Below are 16,370 nucleotides of genomic sequence, written 5' to 3'. Positions count from 1 at the left end.
CGCCCCGCACTCGTGGCGAAGCATCAGAAGGCCCGGCGGTGAGCCGTTCCGGACGAGACGGGCGGGCGGTACCCGGACAGCACCCAGACAGCAGCGCAGCCGGCCGTACGGCAAGCGGTACGGCAAGCAGGCAGCTCCGAGCAGGAACCAGGTGAGGTGGCGCATGGTGTTCCCCGCCGGCGGACGTGGCGGTGGGCCCGGCGGCCCCGACCGGGGCGGCGCCCGCAGCGAGGCGCCGACGGTCGTCATGCGCCCCGCCCTGACCGGCCGGGCGGTCGTGCCCGCCCAGGGCGGGCCGGTCGAGGTCCCCGCGCTCGCCTGGTCCGGCGCCGAGTGGGACGACGCCTACCAGCGGGTCCGGCTCTCCGGCCGTGCCTACGTCTGGCTCAACCTGGTCGAGCAGCGGCTCCGCTCGCTCGTCGACGAGGTGCTCCACCCGATCTACGCGCCCGCCCACGGCGAGGACTGGGTCACCGCCGCCGCCGGACCGGCCGGCGAGGAGTGGGCGCACCGGGCCGGCGCCGTCCGCGAGGTCAGCCGCCGCAAGGGCTACCTCCTCGACCCGGCCGACGACGACCCGCTGGTCTTCCTCACCCTGCCGCAGCTGCGCGAGCTGATGGTCCAGCACTGGCCCTGCTTCGAGCCCTACCTGGCCGACCGTCGGGAGATAGAGCTGGCCCTGGACGAGCTGGAGGTCGCCCGGCACGTCGTCTCCCGCAACCGGGTCCTCACCGGCACCGTCCTCGCCCAGACCGAACGCGCCGCCGCCCGGCTGCTCGCCCTGCTCGACGGCGGGTCCGGCGGCGTCCCCGCCGACGTCGTCGAATCCCTGGTCGCCGGCCGGTACGCGGACGTCGTCGCCGTCCACCCCGACCGGGTCCGGCTCCAGCGCGACCTGCCCGTCGAGGACCTGCTCGACGGCGCCCGGCGGCTCGACGCACTCGGCATCGGCCTCGGCATGCTCTGCCAGAACTACACCGGCAAGCGGCTCGTCCGGCTCGCCACCGACGGTTGCCGGGTCCGGCTGCTCTTCCTCAACCCGGCCAGCAGCGCCGTCCGCCGCCGCGAACGCGAACTCGGCCTCGGGCGGGGCGAGCTCGCCCGCTCCATCCAGATGAACATCCTGCACGTCCGCCGGGTCCGCGCCCGGCTGCGCGACCAGGGCGGCTTCGAGATCCGGGTCTTCGACGAGACCCCCCGGTTCACCGCGTACCTGGTCGAGGGAGCCTCGGGGGACGGCCGGCTCGGCGCCGGCGGCCGCCGGCAGAGCCGGGACCTCGGCGTCGTCCAGCCCTACCTGCGCCGGGCCCGCGGCATGGAGTCGCCCGCGCTGGTGCTGCGCGGCGGCGCCGGCCAGCAGCCGGGCGGCACGGACGCCGGACTGCTGGAGGTCTACCGCGAGGAGTTCGAGGGCATCTGGGCGGACTCCCGGCCGGTCTCCTGACGCACCCTCCCCCGGGCGGGGGAGGCGGTCCCTCCTCGCGGTGGACGTCCGGGGAGCGGGCCGGGCGGGATCGTGGAGGAACCGGGCCACGGTCGGCCCGGCCGCCGAGGAACGAGGTCTGATCATGCGTGGGTACCTGCTGGGCGTCGCACCGCTCGTCGCCGTCGCGAGCGCCGTGGCGGTGGCCGTCCCGACGGCCGCGTCGGCCGCCACCGCCACTCACAGCGCCACTCCCGCCGCCACTCCCGCCGCCGTGTCGGCGCCCGGTGGCGGCCTGCGGGCGGGCGCCGGCCTGCACGGCTGGGCCCGGCTCGACCTGTTCGGCCCCACGCCCGATCCGAGCCAGCTGATCACCCTGCGCGTCGACGCCCACGCCGTCTCCCGGCCCGGCGGCGGACCGGGCGCCGCCGGGGGCCGCGGTCACGTCACCGTCCAGCACGTGTTCGACAGGGGCACCGCCAAGGAGGCCACGGTGCGGGCCGAGGTCAGCGTCGACTGCCTCACCCGGGTCGGTGCGACCACCGTCGTCACCGGCACCACGGACTCGGTGACCTTCACCCTGCCCCCCGGCGCCCCCGCGCAGCCCCCGCTGCCGAGCGACTGGCACCCGGAGGTGGCCCTCGGCTTCCACGACGACGCCGATGGCCACCGCCGGGTCGCCTGGACGGGCATCCCGGAGGGCCCGGACGCGCAGCCCGCCGCCACCCGCTGCCAGGCCCCGGCAGGCCGCGGCTCCGACCTCTACGTCGTCCGGGGCGGCTTCACCCTGAGGCGCTAGCCGGGGCATGTCCTGTGGATCAGGCCGGACCGGGCCGCGGCGCCGTCCGGCCTGATCCACGAGGCACGTCCCAGGATGGCTTTGCAAAGTCCGGGACGTCTTTGCAAAGCCTCTTCGGATCCGGCGGGACTTTGCAAAGACGTCCCGGACGCCGCTGGGCGCCGCCGGGGACGACGGGGCGCGGCCGGCCCGGGAGCCCGCCCACCGAGGAAGCCCGCCTCGTCCGGGAGCCCGCCAGGGGTGGCCCGTAGGCCGGACGGATGGCGACCGGCCGGTAATCGGCCGATGGACGGTCAGCCGGGGTGCCCGAGCGGGGGCGGGCCGGGCCGGGGCTTGCTAGCGTCGATTCCATGATCAGCAGGCCGGTTCCGGGCCTGCCGCACGTCCCCCCGGCAGCCGCGAGGCCACCTTCGGCACGCCCGCAGCCTCCTGCCGACGATCCGGAAGGCCCGCCGTTGACCAGTCAGCCCACGACCGACCCGGGCGCCCCCGCCGCCTCGCGGCGCAGCTTCGTCCGCACCGCCCTCGGCGCGGGCGCCGCCGGGGCGCTCACCCTCGGGGCCGGTGCCCCCGCCCGGGCCGCCACCGCCACCGCCTCCGGCCCCGCAGCCGCCACCAGCCTCGCCACCAGCCCCGCCTCCGCCCCCGCCACCGGGCCGCGGGCGACCGCCGGCAAGATCCCGTTCCACGGCGTCCACCAGGCCGGCATCCTCAACCCGCCGCCCGGCTACGGCACCTTCCTCGCCCTCGACGTGAACGTCGCCGACCGCAAGGCCCTGGAGGCGCTGCTGCGCACCCTCACCGACCGGATCCGCTTCCTCACCGACGGGGGAACCCCGCCCGACTCCGGCGCCGACGCCCCGCCCGCCGACAGCGGCACCCTCGGGCCCGCCGCCCTGCCCACCGACGACCTCACCGTCACCGTCGCCGTCGGCGCCTCCCTCTTCGACGCCCGCTACGGCCTCGCCGACGCCCGCCCCCGGAAGCTCAGCGCGATGCGGACCTTCCCCAACGACGCGCTGCGCCCCGCCGAGTGCCACGGCGACCTCTCGTTCCAGGTCTGCGCCACGAGCCGGGACACCGTCGAGCACGCCGTGCGCGACCTGCTGCGGGCGGCCCGGGGCGCGGTCCGGCCGCGCTGGCAGCTGGACGGCTTCCAGAACCGCGCCCGCCCCACCGGCGCCGCCCGCAACTCGCTCGGCTTCAAGGACGGCATCGAGAACCCCGACACCCAGTCCGCCCGGGACATGGACGGGCTGGTCTGGGTCGGCGTGGGCGGCGGCGAGCCCGCGTGGGCGGCCGGCGGCAGCTACCAGGTGGTCCGGGCCGTCCGCACCCTGACCGGGCCCTGGGACGAGGTGCCGCTGAAGGACCAGGAGCGGATGATCGGCCGCCGGAAGTCCGACGGCGCCCCGCTCGGCCGTACCAAGGAGAGCGACAAGCCGGACTACGCGCAGGACCCGAAGGGCGCCGCGATCGCCCTCGACGCGCACATCCGGCTCGCCAACCCGCGCACCGACGCGAGCCGCGACAGCCGCATCCTGCGCCGGGCGTTCAACTACGACCGGGGCCTCGACGCGGACGGCGTCCCCGAGCTCGGCCTGGTGTTCTGCTGCTACCAGCAGGACGTGGTCCGCCAGTTCGAGGCGGTCCAGACCCGGCTCGCCGACGAGCCCCTGGCCCGCTTCCTCCGCCCCACCGGGGGCGGCTACTTCTACGTCCTGCCAGGCGTCGCGGACGCCTCCGACTGGCTCGGCCGGACCCTGCTCGGCGCGGCCTGACCACCGCTGCCGCCCGCCCCACCGGCCGGATTGTCGGAGGGGCGGGCGATGATAGGGGCTGTTTCGACCAGCAGGACGGAAGGACACACCCCTATGAGCTGGTGGCAGCAGCCACTGGTCGGCTTCGACCTGGAGACCACGGGCACCGACCCGGCCGTGGACCGCATCGTCACGGCCGCCCTCGTGGACACCGTCGGGGCCCGCCGGCTGAGCGCCACCGGCTGGCTGGTCGACCCGGGCGTCCCGATCCCCGCCGAGGCCGAGGCGATCCACGGCATCGGCGACGACCTCGCCCGCACCAAGGGCCGCCCGGCCAAGGAGGCGGTGGACGAGATAGCCGCCGCCCTCTGCGAGCGGCTCGCCGCCGGCCGGCCGGTGGTCGCCTTCAACGCCCCCTTCGACCTCTCGCTGCTCGACGCGGAGCTGCGCCGGCACGGCCTGCCGGTGCTCGCCGAGCGCCTGGGCGGCCCGGTCGGGCCCGTCCTCGACGCGCTGGTCATCGACCGGGCGGTGGACAAGTACCGCAAGGGCTCCCGGACGCTCCAGCGGGTCTGCGAGGTGTACGGGGTCGAGCTGACCGACGCCCACGAGGCCGGCAGCGACGCGCTCGCCGCCGTCCGGGTGGCCGTCGCCATCGGCGAGCGCTACCCCGCCGAGGCCGGTGCCGTCCCGCCCGCCGAACTCCACACCCGTCAGATCGCCTGGCACCACGCCTGGGCCGAGGACCTCCAGGCCTGGCTCCGCCGTGGCAAGGACCCGCAGGCCGTCGTCGACCCCCGGTGGCCCCTGCGCTGAGGCCCGGCCCGGGGGCGCGGCCGTCCGGTGCGGCCGGGGTGTCCGGGGTGCTCCTCCAGGCGGTGGACTCCCTCCCCCGGATGGCGCCGGAGCTCGCGGGCAGGCTGGAAGGGGAGCTGTACGGCCCGGTCGCCCGGACGGCCGCCTGGTGGCCGGAGGGCCCCGGGGGCGGGCCCCGGCGGCAGGGCTGGTGGGCCGGCCCGGCGGGCGTCGGCTCCTTCCTGCTGCGGCTCGGCGAGCGGACCGGACGGCGCGACCACCGGGAGACCGCCCTGGCGGCCGCCAGGGCGGTGCGTCACGGTCTGGCGCGCGCACCGATGGGCGCCTTCTGGGGGATCGCCGGCGACGGCGGCTTCCTCGCGGACGTCGCGGGTACGGCGGGCAGCGCGGGCGCGGCGGACGGCCCGGGCGCCGAGGACGACGCGGGCGGTCCGCTCGGCGGGCTGCTGTTCGGGACCGGGGCGGACGGCCGGTACCACCTGCACTGGCTGGTGGTGGCGGCCCGGGCCCGGGGGACGGGCGTCGGGCGGGCACTGCTGGACGAGGCGCTGCGGCGGTACGTCCGCGGGCCCGCCGTGCTGGAGGTGGTCACCTTCGGGGCGGACCACCCGGGAGCGGTGGCCAGTGGTGCCCGGGTCTTCTACGAACGGCTCGGCTTCGCCCCGGGCGGGCCCGCCGAGCCGGGCCCGGAGGGCGGCTCGCGGCAGGTCTACACGCTGGTGACCGGGTGACCGGAACGGCCGTTCTCCGCGGCGCGCCCGAGGAGGCGGTCCTTGGCGAGGGCGAACTCCTCGGTGTTCAGGGAGCCTTCACGGTGCAGCACGGCGAGGCGCTCCAGCTCCCGGGCGAGGACGGGCGCGGCGTCCCGGGGCTGCTCGTCGGGCGGGCGGACGGCGAACTCGGCGTCGCCGGGGGCCAGCGGGTCGTAGCGGACGGTCACCCGGTCGCCGACCCGCGGCAGCGCGTAGGCCGGGAACTCGCCCGCCCGGGTGGTCTCGTGGTCCTCGCCCTTGAGGGTCCGGTACCCCACGGTGAGCTGCAGGCCGGTCCGGTGGGCGGTGGTGGCGGGCGCTCCCGCGAGCGCGGTGACGGTACCGGGGACGGAGGCACCGTGCTCGGCCAGCCGCCGGGCGAGGACCCGGGCCCGGCGGTGCACCGCGGTCTCGCGCGCCACCTGCCGTTCCGCGGGGATGCCCACGAGGAGGACGATCAGCGCCAGTACGGCGATCGGGACCAGCAGCCAGGGGTGCGTGGTCCCGTCGGCGGGATAGGCGCCGGCCAGGGTCAGCAGGAACCAGAGCGGGATGATCAGGCCGCCCGACATGCGACGGCAGCGGTCGTCCTCGTCGGCGTTGTTGGCCAGGCCGGCCACGCACAGCATGGCGGCCAGCCAGAGCACCACGCCGCCGACGAGCTGGAGGGCCATGGTGTCGGGGTTGCAGCCCGTCTCCCGACCGCACGGGTCCGCGGCGGCCACCCGCAGCAGGCCGGTCGTGCCGAGCCAGCCGGACCCCACGGCGAAGCAGCACATGAGGACCGCAGCGATCAGACGGGGTCCGGTGATCCGACGCTCGATCGTCATGCGGGCAGGCTAGTGCCGCGCGGTCACCTCCGAGTGAACGACTTCATTCTGCGGGGGAAGGAATGGGTGAACCGGAGGTGTTGCCGGGGTGGCGCCCCGCAGGGGGCCGGCGGTCAGCGGTGGTCCTCCGGGGCGCGGCCGAGCAGCCGGGCTTTGGCGAGGGTGAACTCGCCGCCGTTCAGGGAGCCTTCACGGTGCAGCACGGCGAGGCGCTCCAGGCCGTCGACGATCTCGGGGGCGGGCCCGGAGGCCGGGACGAGCGTCGGGGCGAGTGCCGGGACGGCATCGGCGGGGGCGGGGCCGGTGACGGTGGCCCGGGCCACCGCCGGATCGTCCGGGTCGTAGCGGACCTCGGCGAGACTGCCGCGGACCGAGGCGCCGAGGGCGGGGAAGACACCGGTCACGGTCGTGGTGCGGACGGTGCCGGCGGTGGTGGTGAACCCGACGGTCAGCAGCAGTTCGGGGCCGCCGTCGCGGGTGGTGCCGTCGCCGGCGACCGCGACGACCGTGCCGGTGACGGTGACCCCGAACTCGGCCAGCCGGCGGTCCTGTTCGGCCTTTCGGTGCTGCTCCAGCCGTGCGGTGCGCCAGCGCCGGGCGCCGAAGCGGTCGAGCCCGACGACGGCCAGGACGAGCGGGGCGACCGGGGCGAGCAGCCACGGGTGGAAGGTGCTGTCGGAGAAGGCGGCGCCGGTCAGCCCGAGGGCGGTGCAGCCCAGCAGGACCCCGCGGTCGGAGGTGGCCGATTCGCCGTCCAGCGGGCCGTCGCCGTGCGCGGTGGTGGCGGCGGCCACCAGGGCGACCAGCCAGCCCAGGACGCCGCCGGCGATGTGGACGGCGACGCCGAGCCCGCCGCAGGACCGCTCGGGTCCGCAGGCGTCCTCGACGAAGGCCCGGACGAATCCGGTGCCGGTGATCCAGCCGGCCGCCACGGTGCCGACGGCGAGCACGACCAGTCCGAGGACCCGGCCGGTACTCAAGCGCCCTCCGAGGTACGGGTGTTGATCGAGGGACATGGGCCGGAGTCTAGGTCCTCTGCTACGGATCCTGTCGGGCGTGCCCGGGTACTGCGACGGTGAGCACCGTCGCAGTACCCGGTGGACGGCGGCGCCCGTCGTCCTCGTCCGGCGGTCGCGGGTGCCCGGGGCAGCCGATCAGCGGCTGCCGTCCGGGCGGTGGACGGTGAGGTCGCCGTAGGTCCGCAGGACGCCGGCCGGGTCGCCGGGCTTGCCCCGCAGAACGGCGTCCAGGAAGGCGAGGGTGGTGGCGGCGACGACGCGCGGGCTCCTGGTGCGGCCCAGGGAGCCGACGATCGCGGGCACGGGCGGCAGGTACAGGGGGCCGTCCATGAACGTGAGATGCGCGGAGCCGGGGACGGTGAGCCGGTAAGTCGTCGCGGTGCCGGAGTCGAGCACCTCGGTGAGGCGGGGCAGGTAGCGCGAGTCGGTTCCCGGGGTGAGGGCCTGGGTGAGTGCGAGCGTCGGCTGGTCGAGGGCGGGCGTGGTGGGGCCGTGGGGGTAGCCGTCCAGATCGATGACGGCGTCGAACCGGCGGTCGTGCCGGGCCGCCTGCAGGGCGGCAGCGCCTCCCATGGAGTGGCCGGTCACCGCGACCCGGCCGGTGTCCAGGCGTCCGCTCAGCGGGTCGGCGCTCCCGCCCCGGTCCAGACCGTCCAGCCGGGTGAGGACGAAGCCGAGGTCGGCGGCGCGGACCGCCGTCCACTCGGCCGCCAGTTTCTCGTCCTCGTCCGGGTCGCCGGAGGAGGAGGTCTCGGTGGTGACCGTCCGGCCGTCGGCCAGGAGGACGGAGGCGGAGTCGTACGGGTGGTCGAGGGCGGCGACCACGTAGCCGTGGCTGGCCAGTTCCTCCGCCCAGGCGGTGTTCTGGGTGCGCACTCCGCCCGACCCGGGCGAGAACAGTACGACGGGGAAGCGTCCTCCCCCGCCGTCCACCGGGGCGTCGAAGACCGAACGGCTTCGGGCACGCGGCACGCCGTCGATCAGGAAGCCCGGCAGGCCGACCCCGCGGGCGAGGGCCTCGGAGACGGTGCGCGCCTCGTCCTCCGTGCGTCCGAGGTACTGGGCCCGCTGCGTGCCCGCGGGGCTCTGCTGCGCCGGGTACCAGAGCTGGACCACGACGGTGCGCCGGTCGTCGGGGTCGGCGGTGAAGGTCTCGGCGCGGTCCGGGTCGGTCCACTGCACCACGCGGGTGCCGACCGCGAAGCCGCCCGACGGTTCGGGGAACACGGGTACCGGAAAGGCCCAGGCGGCCACCGGGCCCGTGGCGATCAGGCCGGCGCAGGCCGCCGATCCCGGCAGCGCCAGCCACCGGCGGGCCCGCCGTGCCGGCCGTGCCGGCCGGCCGGCACGGCGTCGCAGCAGGGGGGAGAAGGCGAACGGCGCGGCGAGGGCGGCGCCCGCCAGCACCGGCAGCAGCTGCCAGCGGATCCCCGCCACGCACAGCACGAGCGCGGACAGCACGAGAACCGCCCCCGCCGCGATCGTGGCGCGTGGGCGGGCGGCGGGGGGAAGCCAGCGCGCCACCACCAGGGCGACGGCGCCCAGCAGGGCGAGGATTTCCAGGGGGGACATGTGCGGTCCCGTGATGATCTCGGTCACCAGGCCATGCTCGGCGCCGGGTACGCGCCGCCACATCGATCCCGGGTCGCCGCCGTGGGCCACCGGGGTCGCAGTCCGTGGCGGTTCGCCGTGCGACCGGGGTGGCAGTCGAGCACGCCGGACCGGCGGCCGCCCTGCGACCACGGGAGGTGGCGGGACTCCTCCTGCGGTCGTACCCCGGCGCGGTGCCGTCCGCCGGTGGACTCATGTGCTTCGCGGGCCCGCGGCCTACCGTGACAGGGCCGCGGTGCGTGCCGGGAAGCGCGCGGCGTACGTTCCCCGAACGCCACCCGGAACCGGCCGAACGCGGTGCCGGCCCCGGCCGGGGCCGGCACGGTGCCGAATCGACAGGGACGTGTGATGACCGAGGCGGCCGCGGTACCCGGCGATGCCCAGCGGGTGCGGGACCGGGTACGGGCGCGGGTGCGGGCGCGGGTGCGGTGGGCCGGGGCAGCCTCCCGGCCGACGGGGCACGCCGACCCGGCCTCCGCACGGGCGGCGCGACCGGCGCGACCGGCGCGAGCGGTGGCGGCCGCCGTGCGCCGGGGCTCCCGGTTGCCGCCCGTGGTGTGGGACTCGCTGCTGCCCGCGCTCCTCCTCCTCAACGTCGTGACCACGCACGCGCCGGAGGAGCTGCCGGTGGCCGCGGCCCTCACCGCCGCCCTCGCGCTGCCCCTGGTGTGGCGGCGCCGGGCCCCGCTCGCGGTGTTCGGCGCGGTGGCGGCCGCGGCCCTCGTCCAGTGGCTGGTGGACGTCCAACTGCCGGCGGACGTCGCCCTGCTGGTGGCCCTCTACACGGCGGCCGCGAACTCGGGCCGGCTCGGCACGCTCGTCGCCGGTGCCGTCGTGGAGGCAGGGGTCCTGCTGGCCTGCCTGCGCTGGGCGCCGGAAGGCGCGTTCCTGACGCCCTTCGTCGCGGTCACGGCGATGGCCGTCGCCGCCGCCGTCCTCGGGGTGAACGTGCGGACCACGCGCGCCTACCTCGCGGCCCTGGAGGAACGGGCCGCCCGCCTGGAGCAGGACCGGGAGCAGCAGGCGCGACTGGCCGTCGCCGAGGAGAGGACGCGCATCACCCGCGAGATGCACGACATCGTCACCCACAACCTGTCCGTCATGGTCGCGCTCACCGACGCCGCCGTCTACGCGCAGCACCGGTCGCCCGACCGGACCACCGCCGCGATGCTCCAGGTCGCCGAGACGGGCCGCCAGGCCCTGACCGACATGCGGCGCTCCTTGGGCGTCCTGCGGACCGACGAACCGGACGCGGAGCGCCACCCGCTGCCCGGCATCGCCCAACTGGAGGCCCTCGCCGACCAGATGTGCGCCGCCGGGCTGCCGACCCGCCTCGACGTCCGCGGCGGCCACAGCCACGTACCCGCCACCGCACAACTCACCGTCTACCGCCTGGTACAGGAAGCCTTGACCAACACCCTCAAACACACGCCCGCCGGCACACGCGCGGAGGTCCGGATCCGGTGTACGACCGGGACCGTCACCGTGGACGTCACCGACAACGGCCCCCGCCGGCCGCTCCCCGCCGCCGCACCGTCCGGCCACGGCATCCACGGCATGCGCGAGCGCTCGGCCGCCTACGGGGGGACGCTGCGGGCCGGACCCCTCCCGGGCGGCGGCTGGGGCGTCAGCACCCGCCTCCTCCTGGGCAGCGGCGGAGCGGTGTCCGCATGACGATCCGCGTCCTGATCGCCGACGACGAGGCGCTGCTCCGGATGGCCTTCGGCACGGTCCTGGAGGCCCAGCCCGACATGGCACCGGTCGGCGAGGCCGGGGACGGCGCCGAGGCCGTGCGCCTCGCCCGGGAACTGCGCCCCGACGTCGTCCTCATGGACGTCCGGATGCCCGGGACGGACGGGATCGAGGCGACCCGCCAGGTCATCGGGGTCTCCCCGCGGACGCGGGTGCTGATCCTCACCACCTTCGACCTGGACGAGTACGCCTTCGCCGGACTCGACGCCGGAGCCTCGGGGTTCCTGCTGAAGAACACCAGGCCCGAGGAGTTCCTCGCCGCGATACGCAGTGTCGCCGCGGGCGACGCGGTGGTGTCCCCGCGGATCACCCGGCGCCTGCTGGAGAAGCTCCGCCCGCACATCGCCGACCGCGGCGGCCCGGAGCGCGACGAGCGGCTGGGCCGGCTCAGCGCCCGTGAACGCGAGGTGCTCGTCCAGGTGGGCCGGGGCCTGTCCAACGCCGAGATCGCGGCCACCCTGTACCTCGCGGAGGCGACCGTGAAGTCCCACCTGGGGCGGATCCTGCAGAAGCTCGAACTCCGCGACCGGATACAGGCGGTGGTCTTCGCCCACGAGAGCCGCCTCGTCCACCCGGTATGACGCCGGCGCCGGTCCGGGCCGCGGCCGGCGGCCGGGTCAGCCCGCCGGGAAGTCGAAGCGGTAGCCCTGGGCGACGAGCCAGGGCAGCAGTTGCCGGAGCGCGGCGACGGTCTGGCTGCGGTCGCCGCCGCCGTCGTGGAGCAGCACGACACCGCCGGGCCTGAGTTGCGCCTGCACGGCGGAGACGATCGCGGCCGTGCCGGGGCGGGACCAGTCGCGGGGGTCGACCGACCAGCCGAGCGGGCGCAGCCCGTTGTCGGCGGATATCCGCTGGTTGTCCTCGGTGAACGCGCCGCCGGGGGCGCGGAACCAGCCGACCGCGGTGCCCGGGCCGCCGGCCTGGACGATCATCTTCTCGGCGTCGGCGATCTGGTGGACGGCCTGGTCGTGCGGGAGGGCGGCGAAGGGCTGGGGGTGGTCGACGCTGTGGTCGCAGAGCCGGTGGCCGGCCGCCACGATCCGCCGGACGGCGGCCGGAGCGGCGGCGGCCTGCTTGCCGACCAGGCAGAACGTCGCCTTGGCGTGGTACTGGGCGAGCAGGTCCAGGACCTGGCCGGTGGCCGGGCCGGGGCCGTCGTCGAAGGTGAGCGCGACGGTCCGGCCGCCGGACGCGGTGGCGCGGACGATCGAGGTGGGCACCCCGGTGGAGGGGGCGGGGGGTGCCGGGGGCCGGGGCGTTTCGGTGGTGGCGGACGGCGTCGGCGCGGGGGGCGTCGACGGCTTGGCGGTGGGCGTGGTGGACGGCTTGCCCGGTCCGGGCGTCGAGGGCCCGGGTGTGGTGGGCCCGGGTGTGGTGGGCCTCGGGGCGGGCGTGCGGGTGGCCGGGGTGGTCGGCGTGGCGGGGCCGGTCGGCGGCACGGCGGTCGACGGGGTGCCGGGCGACGCCGCGGGGGTCGTCGGCACCGGACCCGACGCCGGGGCGGAAGCCGAGGCGGTCGACGGGGGAGTGGACGGGGGAGTGGACGGCGCCGAGGGCGTCGAGGGCGCGTCGGTGGTCGTACCCGGCTGGGGCTGGAGCGCGCCGCTGGCGGTCCCGCAGGCGGCCAGGGCCAGCGAGGCGGCGAGCGCGGCGCAGCCCGCGACGAGCCGGCGGCGGACGGAGGACGAGGGGCGCGGCGGGGCGGCGTGCTCCGGCATGGCGGCGGCTCCTGAGGTGCAGAGGCTGATGCCGATCCTCGGTCAGGATGACTGTCCGGTAGGACGTCGACGGCCCCGGGCCCGGTTGCACCGCCCGCTGCCCCGACGGCCGTTCAGGACCGCCGCCGGGCCCGGCCCGGCACACCCGGCGCACCCGGCACACCCTCAACGTCCGCCGCCCCGCCCGCCCGTCGCCGCGTCAGAACGGGTACCAGCGCACCTCCGTGGCACCCGCCCGCAGCGAGTCCACCCGGCGGCGGAACTCGGCGAGCGCGGCCGGGTTGCCCGGCACCTGCTGGGCGACCCAGGAGGCGCTGGCCGTCTCGCGGGCCCCGCGCAGCACCGCGAAGCCGGACCACTCGCGCACGTCCCAGCCGTACGCGTCGGTGAACGCCCGGTACTCCTCGCCGGGGACGCCGTACCGGTCGTGGCTGAGCGCCAGGACCACCAGGTCGTGCTCGCGGAGGTCGCGCGAGACGGTCTCCAGGTCGAGCAGGACGGGCCCGTCCGGGCCGACGTGGACGTTGCGCGGCAGCGCGTCGCCGTGGATCACCCCGGTCGGCAGGTGCGGGGCGAGGCCGGGCAGGGCGGCGGCGAAGGCGTCCCGGCGGTCCCGCAGGAAGGCGACGTCGGCCGGGTCGACGTGGCCCTCGGCGGAGGCGAGCCAGCGTTCGACGGGGGCGAGCAGGTCGCGCCCGGCGAGCCGGAACGGCGGGTCGGGCAGCCGGTGGAGGGCGCGCAGCAGCGGGGCGAGGTCGGCCGGGCGGGCGGGCCGTTCGGCGGGCGGGAGCCGGTGCCAGAAGGTGACGGGGTGCCCGTGGGTGAACCGCGGTTCGGCGGGCAGGGCGTCGTACGGGCGGACGACCGGGATGCCCCGGCCGGCCAGCCAGTCGGCGACGGCGAGTTCGCGCTGCGTGCGCTCGGAGAGTTCGGGGCCGCGGCCGACCTTGGCGACCACGGCCGGGTTGCCGAGGTCGAAGACGGCGTTCTCGCCGAGCGCGATCAGCCGGGCGTCGTCGGGCGCGGGCAGGCCGGCGGACGCGCAGGCGTCGGCGAGGATCAGCCGGGCCCGGCCCTCGTCGAAGGGGAGCATGGGGGGTCCGTTCCGTGGTGGGGGAGACGGCGATCATTCTGGCAAACGGCCGCCGGGCCCCGAGTGTCGCGGGGCCCGGCGGGTCGTGAGGTCGGAGGGGAAGGTCAGACCTCGATCCGGCGGTGCCGGGCCTGGGCGGCCGGCTCGGGGGCCGGCGGGGCGGTCGCGGCGCCGGGGGCGCCGACCGGAGGGAAGGTCTCGCCGTGCGAGAGGTTCGGCAGCCAGCCGAGCCAGCGGGGCAGGTACCAGTTGCGGTCGCCGAGCAGGGTCATCACCGAGGGCAGCAGCACCGCGCGGATGATCGTCGCGTCGATCAGCACCGCGACCGCGAGGCCGACGCCCATCTGCTTCATCGCCTGCATGGAGAGGGTGCCGAAGACCCCGAACACCGCCACCATGATCACCGCGGCGCTGGTGACCACCCCGGCCGTGGAGCGGATGCCGTGGGCGATGGCGGCGCGGGTCGGCAGGCCGCGGTCGTGGCCCTCCTTGATCCGGGAGACCACGAAGACGTGGTAGTCCATCGAGAGGCCGAAGAGGATCACGAAGAGGAAGAGCGGCACCCAGGACTCGACCGCGCCGACCCCGGCGGTGCCGAGCAGCGAGGCGCCGACGCCGTGCTGGAAGACCAGGGTGAGCACGCCGTACGCGGCGCCGACCGAGAGCAGGTTGAGCAGCACGGCGGTGCCGGCGACGGCCAGCGAGCGGAACGAGGTGAGCATCAGGGCGAAGGCGAAGGCGACCACGAAGCCGAAGACCAGCGGCATCGAGCCGGTCATCTTGGCGTTGAAGTCGTAGGAGCCGGCGGTGCGGCCGGTGACGGGCGCCTCGGTGCCGGGCACCTTGAGGACGGTGGCGGGCACCAGTTCCTCGCGGAGGGTCTTGAGCGCGCCGTTGCTGACGTCGTCGTTGCCGGTGCCGTTGAGCGGGATGTCGACGGTGGCGACGTTCTTCTCGGCGTGGACGGTGACGTCCACCGGTCCGTGCATCCTGCCGCTGGCCAGGGCCTTCGCCTTGAGGTCGGCGATCGCCGCGGTCATCGCGGGGGAGTCGATGTCGGCGGCCTTGATGACCACCGAGGCGGGGGCCGGGCTGCCGGGGAAGGCGGCCTCGATCTTCTGCGAGACGGCGACCAGCCGGTTGCCCTCGGGCAGCTGCTGCTGGAACGTGAGGTTGGCGGTGTGCATGGTCAGCATCGGTGCGGCCAGGCCGAGCAGGACGGCGCCGGCGAGGACGGTGGCGGCCAGCGGGCGGCGCAGCACCGGGGTGAGGACGGCGTTCCAGAACCGGCCGCCGGTGGTGGCGGCGTCGGTGCTGCGGAGCTTGCGGAGGAGCGGGACGCGGCCCCGGTCGACCTTGTCGCCGAGCATGGACAGCAGGGCGGGCAGCACGGTGAGCGAGCCGAGCACGGCGGTGATCACGACCACGATGGTGGCGTAGGCCATGGCCTGGAACTCGGCGATGCCGGTGAGGAACATGCCGGCCATGGCGACCACCACGGTGACGCCGGAGACCAGGACGGCCCGGCCGCTGGCGGCGGCGGCGACCTTCAGCGCGGTGTCCAGGTCGCGTCCGGCGGCCCGCTCCTCGCGCTCGCGGCGCAGGTAGAAGAGGCAGTAGTCGACGCCGACGGCGAGGCCGACGAGCAGCATCACGGAGCTGGCGTTGTTGCTGGTGTGCAGGAAGCCGCTGCTGAGGGCGACGAGTCCGCCGGCCGCGACGAAGGCGGTGATGGCGAGGACCACCGGCAGGACGGCGGCGACCAGTGCGCCGAAGGCGATCAGCAGGATGCCGAGGGCGAGCGGGACGGCCGTCCACTCGGCGCGGGCGAAGTCGTCGGTGAACTGCTCGTTGATCCACTTGCCGGAGCTGGCGTCGCCGAGTTCGACCACCGTGAGCTCGGGGTGCTGCTTCTGCACGGCGTCGACGGCGTCCATGACGGCGGTGACGTTCTCGGCGGCCTCGTCGCGGTCGCCCTTGACGTTGAGCTGGACGAGGACGGAGCGGCCGTCCGCGGATATCGCCTTGGTGTCGTACGGGGAGCGGATGTCGGTGGCCTTGCCGGTGCCGCCGACCCCCTTGATCACCTGCTCGACGGCGGCCTTGAACGCGGGGGCGTCGGAGGTCAGGGTGGCGCTCTGGACCAGCACGGTCTCGCTCGCCGGGGACTTCAGGCCGGCGTCGTCGAGGATCTTGGCGGCCCGGGAGACCTGGCCGGGCATCGCCTCGGACTCCTTGACCTGGGTGCTTCCGTGCAGGCCGCCGAGGAACGCGGCGGCGACGACGAAGAGCAGCCAGCCGAAGACGGCCGTCTTTCTGTGCCGGGCGCTCCAGGCGCCCATGGCGGCGGCCATGCCGAGCTTGGTCTTCACGGGGTCCCCCTGGGAGAGCGGCCGATGCCCTGATGAGCGGGTACGGCCGGGTGTACGGCGGTGGTCGGCCGCCGAAGTCGGGTGCCGGCTGCGGATCCGGCGTCGCAATCGACAGTAGGGAACCGGAGGTTGACGGAGTATCCGGCTGGCGGGGGAGTCTTCCCTGTGGTCTTCCTCGGGGGAGGGGTGGGGTTTTCCCTACCAGGGAACCCTGACTTCTCCTCCCTGCGGGCAGGTAAAAAGTCCACCCTGAGGGGGAGAGGTCTCCACCCCGAGCACGAGGTCATACACATCGTGCGCGCGCGAAAATGGGCCAGGGTCGCCGTACGGCGGCCTCAGGGGGAATCGGCTACAGGGTTACGGGGGTTGCTTGCCGGTCGGCAAGCAAGCGGTCGTAGGATGATGCCCTCTGACTACTTACCTGC

12 protein-coding genes and 1 pseudogene are annotated in these 16,370 nt (G+C 75.9%); 7 read left to right on the top strand and 6 right to left on the bottom strand.

Features of this window, described 5'->3' with window-relative positions:
• The first annotated feature begins 163 nt into the window (after positions 1 to 163).
• The 5 genes and pseudogenes from AC067J_RS00720 to AC067J_RS00700 all read left to right on the top strand — a co-directional run.
• Entirely contained in the window at positions 164 to 1,444 is a 1,281-nt protein-coding gene (locus tag AC067J_RS00720; protein ID WP_478295780.1) for an SAV2148 family HEPN domain-containing protein, read from the top strand.
• A gap of 124 nt (positions 1,445 to 1,568) precedes the next feature.
• Complete coding sequence (locus AC067J_RS00715) at positions 1,569 to 2,222, top strand: hypothetical protein (RefSeq protein WP_478295779.1); 654 nt, start codon at positions 1,569 to 1,571, stop codon at positions 2,220 to 2,222.
• A 455-nt stretch (positions 2,223 to 2,677) separates the two neighbouring features.
• Complete coding sequence (gene efeB, locus AC067J_RS00710; RefSeq protein WP_478295778.1) at positions 2,678 to 4,003, top strand: iron uptake transporter deferrochelatase/peroxidase subunit; 1,326 nt, start codon at positions 2,678 to 2,680, stop codon at positions 4,001 to 4,003.
• 93 nt (positions 4,004 to 4,096) lie between these two features.
• Entirely contained in the window at positions 4,097 to 4,798 is a 702-nt protein-coding gene (locus AC067J_RS00705) for an exonuclease domain-containing protein (protein WP_478295777.1), read from the top strand.
• A 419-nt stretch (positions 4,799 to 5,217) separates the two neighbouring features.
• Positions 5,218 to 5,529, top strand: a pseudogene (locus tag AC067J_RS00700) (GNAT family N-acetyltransferase); the annotation flags it as partial.
• Here AC067J_RS00700 and AC067J_RS00695 read toward each other — a convergent pair.
• The 3 genes from AC067J_RS00695 to AC067J_RS00685 all read right to left on the bottom strand — a co-directional run bounded on the left by AC067J_RS00695 (position 5,508) and on the right by AC067J_RS00685 (position 9,034).
• Positions 5,508 to 6,380 carry a DUF3592 domain-containing protein gene (locus AC067J_RS00695; RefSeq protein ID WP_478295775.1) on the bottom strand — a complete coding sequence of 291 codons (873 nt, stop codon included), beginning with the start codon at positions 6,378 to 6,380 and terminating at the stop codon, positions 5,508 to 5,510. The pseudogene AC067J_RS00700 and the gene AC067J_RS00695 sit on opposite strands and share 22 nt — an antisense overlap.
• A 113-nt stretch (positions 6,381 to 6,493) precedes the next feature.
• Positions 6,494 to 7,396 carry a hypothetical protein gene (locus AC067J_RS00690; protein ID WP_478295774.1) on the bottom strand — a complete coding sequence of 301 codons (903 nt, stop codon included), beginning with the start codon at positions 7,394 to 7,396 and terminating at the stop codon, positions 6,494 to 6,496.
• Positions 7,397 to 7,534: 138 nt separating this feature from the next.
• Positions 7,535 to 9,034 carry an alpha/beta hydrolase family protein gene (locus AC067J_RS00685; RefSeq protein ID WP_478295773.1) on the bottom strand — a complete coding sequence of 500 codons (1,500 nt, stop codon included), beginning with the start codon at positions 9,032 to 9,034 and terminating at the stop codon, positions 7,535 to 7,537.
• A 489-nt stretch (positions 9,035 to 9,523) separates the two neighbouring features.
• Here AC067J_RS00685 and AC067J_RS00680 point away from each other — a divergent pair, with 489 nt between their 5' ends.
• A complete protein-coding gene (locus tag AC067J_RS00680) occupies positions 9,524 to 10,684 on the top strand; it encodes a sensor histidine kinase (protein WP_478295772.1) in 1,161 nt (386 codons plus the stop codon).
• Positions 10,681 to 11,343 (top strand): response regulator, encoded by a 663-nt coding sequence (locus AC067J_RS00675; RefSeq protein ID WP_478295771.1) that lies wholly within the window; start codon positions 10,681 to 10,683, stop codon positions 11,341 to 11,343. The genes AC067J_RS00680 and AC067J_RS00675 overlap by 4 nt, the downstream gene beginning before the upstream one ends.
• A gap of 36 nt (positions 11,344 to 11,379) precedes the next feature.
• Here the strand turns inward: AC067J_RS00675 and AC067J_RS00670 are convergent, their stop codons facing one another.
• The 3 genes from AC067J_RS00670 to AC067J_RS00660 form a co-directional block, all read right to left on the bottom strand.
• Positions 11,380 to 12,480: a polysaccharide deacetylase family protein gene (locus AC067J_RS00670; protein ID WP_478295770.1), complete on the bottom strand. Its 1,101-nt coding sequence runs from the start codon at positions 12,478 to 12,480 to the stop codon at positions 11,380 to 11,382.
• A gap of 199 nt (positions 12,481 to 12,679) precedes the next feature.
• The gene (locus AC067J_RS00665) at positions 12,680 to 13,573 is read right to left on the bottom strand and encodes a phosphotransferase enzyme family protein (RefSeq protein WP_478295769.1); all 894 of its coding nucleotides are present in this window, start codon (positions 13,571 to 13,573) and stop codon (positions 12,680 to 12,682) included.
• 104 nt (positions 13,574 to 13,677) lie between these two features.
• Complete coding sequence (locus tag AC067J_RS00660) at positions 13,678 to 15,927, bottom strand: MMPL family transporter (protein ID WP_478296338.1); 2,250 nt, start codon at positions 15,925 to 15,927, stop codon at positions 13,678 to 13,680.
• Positions 15,928 to 16,370: the final 443 nt, after the last annotated feature.

Source organism: Kitasatospora sp. NPDC042419 (genome assembly GCF_056437345.1).
The sequence above is the reverse complement of the archived record's forward strand: the minus strand, read 5'-3'. Positions and strand labels throughout refer to the sequence as shown.